General features: G+C 62.3%; 6 protein-coding genes. 3 read left to right on the top strand and 3 right to left on the bottom strand.

From position 1 onward, the window contains the following. Positions 1–264 precede the first annotated feature (264 nt). From HLUSI_RS0120610 to HLUSI_RS0120600, 3 genes are read left to right on the top strand one after another with little or no spacing between them, the layout of a single operon-like run. Positions 265–1,071, top strand: coding sequence for an enoyl-CoA hydratase/isomerase family protein (locus tag HLUSI_RS0120610; RefSeq protein WP_029363829.1), 807 nt, complete (start codon positions 265–267; stop codon positions 1,069–1,071). Positions 1,072–1,129: 58 nt separating this feature from the next. Next, positions 1,130–3,088, top strand: a complete 1,959-nt coding sequence (locus HLUSI_RS0120605; RefSeq protein ID WP_029363828.1) for an AMP-binding protein — start codon at positions 1,130–1,132, stop codon at positions 3,086–3,088. A 47-nt stretch (positions 3,089–3,135) separates the two neighbouring features. After that, a complete protein-coding gene (locus HLUSI_RS0120600; protein ID WP_016835743.1) occupies positions 3,136–4,317 on the top strand; it encodes a CaiB/BaiF CoA transferase family protein in 1,182 nt (393 codons plus the stop codon). A gap of 47 nt (positions 4,318–4,364) precedes the next feature. On the opposite strand, the gene mmsB is transcribed toward HLUSI_RS0120600, so the two are convergent. The 3 genes from mmsB to HLUSI_RS29840 form a co-directional block, all read right to left on the bottom strand. Beyond that, positions 4,365–5,267 carry a 3-hydroxyisobutyrate dehydrogenase gene (gene mmsB, locus HLUSI_RS0120595; RefSeq protein WP_016835742.1) on the bottom strand — a complete coding sequence of 301 codons (903 nt, stop codon included), beginning with the start codon at positions 5,265–5,267 and terminating at the stop codon, positions 4,365–4,367. A gap of 34 nt (positions 5,268–5,301) precedes the next feature. Then, complete coding sequence (locus HLUSI_RS0120590) at positions 5,302–5,598, bottom strand: Dabb family protein (protein WP_016835741.1); 297 nt, start codon at positions 5,596–5,598, stop codon at positions 5,302–5,304. Positions 5,599–5,630: 32 nt separating this feature from the next. Then, on the bottom strand, positions 5,631–5,831 hold a 201-nt coding region (locus HLUSI_RS29840; RefSeq protein WP_040503731.1), incomplete at its 5' end, for an acetyl-CoA hydrolase/transferase C-terminal domain-containing protein.

Below are 5,831 nucleotides of genomic sequence, written 5' to 3'. Positions count from 1 at the left end.
CACCTCAGGTATAGGTTTGGAATCGTACACGGTAAGCCGGCTCAGCCGGACATCTGCTCGTCGTCGAAAACGGCGAGCGAGGTGGAAGCGACCGCGCAATGCGACCTTGCTTGCACCCAGGTATTCCAAACGCCGGAACACATCGTCGGCGCATCTTGAGGTGTCAGGCCTAAATTGGCTCTAATGTGCAGATACGGCGCATCAAGCGCGTTGGGCGAAATTTTGCCACACTGCATGTTCCCATTCAGCTACCTGAAGGCAATCATGAATTACGAAGATTTCCAGCACATCCTGTTCGAGCACCGTGACGACGGCGTGCTGCTCGCCACCTTGAACCGGCCCGAAGTCATGAACGCCACGAATGCGCGTCTGCATTGGGAGCTGACCAAGCTCTGGCAGGTCGTCAAGGACGACGCCGCCACCAAGGTTGTCGTCATTACCGGCGCCGGCGACCGGGCATTTTCCGCAGGCGGCGATCTGCAATGGGTCGAAGAAATGGTGGGTAATCCGCAAAAGATCGCGACCGTGCATCAGGAGGCGAGCGATCTCGTCTACAACATGCTCAACTGCGACAAGCCCATCGTTTCCGCCATCAACGGCACGGCGGTCGGAGCGGGTCTCGCGGTCGCGCTGCTGGCAGACGTCAGCGTGATCGCCGAAGACGCGCGCATCACAGACGGCCACGTGAAACTCGGCGTGGCGGCAGGCGATCATGCGGCCATCGTCTGGCCTTTGCTGTGCGGCATGGCGAAAGCCAAGTATTACCTCATGACCGCCGATTTCATCGACGGCAAGGAAGCCGAGCGGCTTGGGCTGGTGACGTTCTGCGAACCGCCGTCCGAGGTTTTGCCGAAGGCGCTGGCTGTCGCCGCCAAGCTGGCCAGAGGCAGCCAGACCGCCATCAGGGCCACAAAGATGTCGCTCAACAACTGGATGCGCATGGCCGGTCCCATCTTCGACAATGCGCTTGCCCAGGAAATGCTCAACTTTCTCGGGGAAGACGCCAGGGAAGGACTGGCCGCCGTGCGCAGCAAGCGCCAGGCGGATTTTCCGTCGGCCAGGCTAAGCTAAGCCAGTCCTGACGTCGCTGCATCCCATAGAACCGCATAGAACCAATTAAGGCATAGAAATGACTGAGGGACACTTGAGCGTCTGGCATCCGGGGCAGGCGGATCGCGAACATTCCGAGATAGCGAGGCTGATCCGCGCCATCGGCTGCGAAAATTACGACGAACTGCTGCAACTGGCGGAAGCCGATCCGGCGCGCTACTGGAACGTCGTCCAGGGATATTGCGGCATCGTCTGGGATGTGAAGCCGACCGCATACGTCGACCTCGCGCGCGGACCTGAATTTCCGCGCTGGTTTCCTGGCGGGCGACTCAATTGGGTCAATACGGTCCTGTCCTACGCCAGGCGCGCAGACAGCAGCGGCAGGCTGGCGCTGGTGGCCGAAAGCGAAGACGGTTCCACGCGTCAGCTGACCTATGCGCAACTGGCGCAACAAGTCAGTGACTTTGCCGCCGGGCTTGGCGTGTTGGGCGTCGAGCGCGGCGACCGCGTCGGACTGATGATGGAGAACGGCGTCGAGGCCACGGTCTCGGCGCTGGCGATTGCCTATATGGGCGCCATCATGGTGCCGCTGTTCAGCGGCTTCGGCGTGGACGCGATCATTTCCCGTTTCAGTGCAGCCGAAGTGTCGTTCGTTATCTCCACCACCGGTTTTGCCCGGCGCACCAAACGCGTGAATGTCGAATCCCCCATGCGCGAAGCCTGGGCCAGGACCCCGGCGGTGCGCGGCATCATATGGAAGCGCGGCCCGGGCGAGCAGGGCGGCAAGGCAAACGGCGATGCGCGCGACCACGACTGGAACGACGTGCTCGAACTGGGCGCGGAAAAACCGGCGCCCGCAGCCAGCATGGACGCCAACGATCCGTTCATGGTGATCTACACCTCGGGCACCACGGGTAAACCGAAAGGCGTAGTCCACACCCACGGCAGTTTTCCGCTCAAGATCGCACACGATTCGGCGGTGCATTTCAATGTGCGCGAAGGCGACGTGTATTGCTGGCCCGCCGACATGGGCTGGATCGCCGGTTCCCTGGTGTTGTCGTCCGCCTTGTTGCGCGGCGCCACCCTGGTCTGCTACGACGGTGCACCCGACTATCCCGACTGGTCGCGCATGTCGCGGCTGGTGGAGCGCCACGGCGTCACGCATTTCGGTTCCGCGCCGACCCTGATCCGCGGCATGGCGGGCAACGAGGCGATGGCGCTGCAAGGCGACGTCTCCAGCATACGGATGCTGATCACTGCCGGTGAAGGTATCGATCCGGAACACTTTTCCTGGTTCCAACAGACCTTCGGCCGCGGCGAACGCCCGCTGATCAACTATACCGGCGGAACCGAGGTGTCCGGCGCGCTGCTCTCAAGCGTCGTGCTGCGTCCGATTCCACCCAGCGGTTTCAACACGACGTCGCCCGGCGTCAATGTGGCGGTGGTGGATGCGAGCGGTGCGCCGGTGATCGATGTGGTGGGCGAGCTCGCAGTGCGCGAGCCTTTCGTGGGCATGACGCAGTCGTTCTGGAAGGACGACCAGCGCTATCTGGAAACCTACTGGAGAACCACTCCGGGCATCTGGGTGCACGGCGACCTGGCCTTGCATCGTAGCAGCGACGGCAATTACTTCATGATGGGCCGCTCCGACGACACGCTGAAGGTGGCGGGAAAACGCCTGGGTCCGGCGGAGGTGGAGGAAGTAGTGCTGGAACTGGATTCGATCGCCGAAGCCGCGGCCATCGGTGTGGCTGACGCCGACAAGGGCCAGCGTCTGGTGATCTTCGTTGTCACCTTGGCCGGCGTCGACACAAGCGAGGAAGCCTTGCTGGCGCGAGTCAGTCAACATGTCGATGTGCGCCTCGGACGGCCGTTCCGTCCCAGCGCCGTTCACGTCGTCAAGCAGTTGCCCAAGACGCGCACCACAAAGATCATGCGTCGCGTCATCCGCAGCGTGTACACCGGAGCGCCGCCGGGCGATCTGTCGTCGCTGGACAATCCCGCCGCGCTGGATGAAATCCGCGCCGTCGCTCCGTGACGACCATGGCGTCATCTCAATCCGCAAGCACCAGGGAGACTCTGCCGGTGAAAGTTCTTGAGGGCATACGCGTACTGGATTTCGGCCGTTTCATTGCAGGTCCGTTCTGTGCCGCGCTGCTGGCCGATTTTGGCGCCGACGTGATCCGTATCGACCGGGTGGGCGGCAGCGAGGATCGCTACATCGTGCCTGTGACCGAAGGCGGAGAAGGGGCGTTTTTCCTGCAGGTCAACCGTAACAAGCGCTCACTGTCGCTGGACATCGATTCTCCCGAGGGCCGCGAGGTGGTCAGGCAGCTGGTGCGCACGGCGGATGTCGTGATCGCCAACATGCCGGCGAAAACGCTGGAGAGCCTCGGCCTGGATTATGAGAGCCTGCGGCAGATCAAGCCGGACGTGATCCTCACGGCCACGTCCGCGTTCGGCTCGCAACCGGCGGTGCGCCACAAGACCGGCTTTGACGGGGTGGGGCAGTCGATGAGCGGCGCGGTGCATATGGCCGGCTTGCCGGACCATCCCATGAAGGCCATGGTGCCGGTAGTGGATTTTGCCACCGCCATGTCATGCGCGATGGGGACGGTGCTCGCCTTGTACGAAAGAAAGACCAGCGGACTTGGACAGGAAGTCGGCGCCTCGTTGTTGCGCACCGGCCTGAACATGTCCAGCGGCGCGTTGATCGAAGAAGCGGTCCTCAAGCTCGATCGCAAGGCTTCCCTCAACCGCAGTCCCAACTACGCCCCATCCGACATCTTCCAGACCCTGGACGGCTGGTTGATCGTGCAAGTTATCGGTGAAGTCATGTTCAAACGCTGGGCGTGCCTGATGGGGCATCCGGAATTTGCGGAAGATCTGCGATTCAGGGATGACAAGGCCAGAGGCGAACAGGGTGAATATTTGTGCTCGGTGATGGCGCAATGGTGCGCCGGCCGTACCCGCAAGGAATGCCTGGCAGAACTGGAAAAGGCGCGCATACCGGCCGGACCGGTGTATTCGCCGCGCGAGGCGCTCGAGGATGAAACCGTGAACGATGCCGAATCCTTCACGTGGACCGATTATCCCGGCGTGGCGGGAAAAATTCCGCTGGTGTCGCCGCCCATCTCCCTGTCGCGCACACCGTCGAGCATCGATCGCCGGGCGCCCACCTCCGGCGAGCATACCGACGACGTCATGCAAGGACTCGGCTATTCCGCCCAGGAGATCGCCAGCTTGCGAGACAGCGGCGTTATCTGAATTTTCCTCATCGCGGATATCGACGTCCGATATCCGCGATGCAATGCTCACCGGTACAGATTGACGACCGAGGCGAAATCCTTCTTGCCATTGCCCTGTGCGGCGGACAACTGGTAAACCTGCTGGGCGATGGCTCCAAGAAACAGTGGCATCGTGACGCCCTTGGCCTCGCCCAATGCCAGCGACAAATCCTTGATCAGGATCCCGGTGCTGGCGCCGCCGACGTAGTCGTGCGACGCGGGCGCATCGGGACAGACGCCCGGCCACGGATTGTAGTGCTCGGAAGCCCAGCAGCGGCCCGTCGAATGGTTGATGGCGTTGGCCAGCAAGACCGGATCGGCGCCGAGTTTCACGCCCAGCGTCATGGCTTCGCTGGTGGCGACCATGCTGATGGCGGCCAACAGATTGTTGGCGATCTTGACCACCTGGCCGGCGCCGGGTTCACCGCATCGGATGAACTCGCTGCCTACCGGCGCCAGCACCTCCCTGATCCGTTCAAACAAAGCCGGAACCGCGCCTACCAGCAGCGTCAGCGTAGCGGCAGCCGCTCCCAGCACGCCGCCCGATACCGGCGCATCGGCCATGTCGATGCCGCGCAAGCGCGATGTCTGGTGCAACTGTTTCGCGGTCTCCGGATCGATCGTGCTGCAATCGACCACCAGGCTGCCTTTGGCGGCATGCGCCAGGATGCCGTCGTCATCCAGAAAGGCAGCGCGCACGTGGGACGGCGATGGCAGCATGGTGACGATGAGATCGGATTGGCTCGCCAGGGAAGCGATGGAATTCGCGGCGATGGCGCCATGCGAGAGGGCTTCTGCCACCGCTTGCGGATTGATGTCGTAGACGTGTACCTTGCGGCCGGCCCTCAACAACGAGCGGACCATCGGTGCGCCCATCTGGCCGAGCCCGATGAAGCCGATGGGAGATTTATCGTTGATCTGGTCATTCATCCTGCGTTCTCCTTATGGGAAAAATTTGTGTTGTTCAGGAAACCTGGTCCTGGTGATCGAGCACGACCAGCCCGGCCACGCGCGGCATGATCAGTTGTTTCAACTCATCGTGCAGTGCGGAAGTCTGGAAGCGGTCATGGGCGGAGGAGTCGTGGAATCGCGAGACGAACGCATGCCGGAACGCGCCTGCCCGCGATGAATCATTGTGATGAAAGCCGAACTCAATCAGGCCGTCCTGCGCGCCGCGAATACGCTCGGCGCAGCCTTCCACCGCCTGCAGAAATTCTGCATCGACAGCGATGAAATTCACCATGACCGTGTGATGGAACATCTCTCCTCCTTGAAGTGGACGCCCGTGCTCTGTCATTGCAACAATGACAGAGCACGGGCCTGCTGTCGGAGCTGCTCACGCTCCTCCGGATGGGCAATGCCGATCATCTTGCGCACCCGTTCCCTGAGCGAAAGGCCGCGCAGGTCAGCAATGCCATATTCGGTCACGATCACGCCGGCATCGCTGCGGGCGGTGCTGACCGGACCGTTCAGGTGCGCGACGATGCGGCCGGC

Origin of the sequence: Herbaspirillum lusitanum P6-12 (genome assembly GCF_000256565.1) — a bacterium.
GTDB classification, from domain to species: Bacteria; Pseudomonadota; Gammaproteobacteria; order Burkholderiales; family Burkholderiaceae_D; genus Herbaspirillum; species Herbaspirillum lusitanum.
Note: the sequence above shows the minus strand (reverse complement) of the source record. Positions and strands in the feature narration are given on the sequence as shown.

Excerpts from the sequence above, each read along its gene's own strand:
- HLUSI_RS0120610 (WP_029363829.1), top strand. The coding sequence starts at position 265 with ATGAATTACGAAGATTTCCAGCACATCCTGTTCGAGCACCGTGACGAC.
- HLUSI_RS0120605 (WP_029363828.1), top strand. The coding sequence starts at position 1,130 with ATGACTGAGGGACACTTGAGCGTCTGGCATCCGGGGCAGGCGGATCGC.
- mmsB (WP_016835742.1), bottom strand. The coding sequence starts at position 5,267 with ATGAATGACCAGATCAACGATAAATCTCCCATCGGCTTCATCGGGCTC.
- HLUSI_RS0120590 (WP_016835741.1), bottom strand. The coding sequence starts at position 5,598 with ATGTTCCATCACACGGTCATGGTGAATTTCATCGCTGTCGATGCAGAA.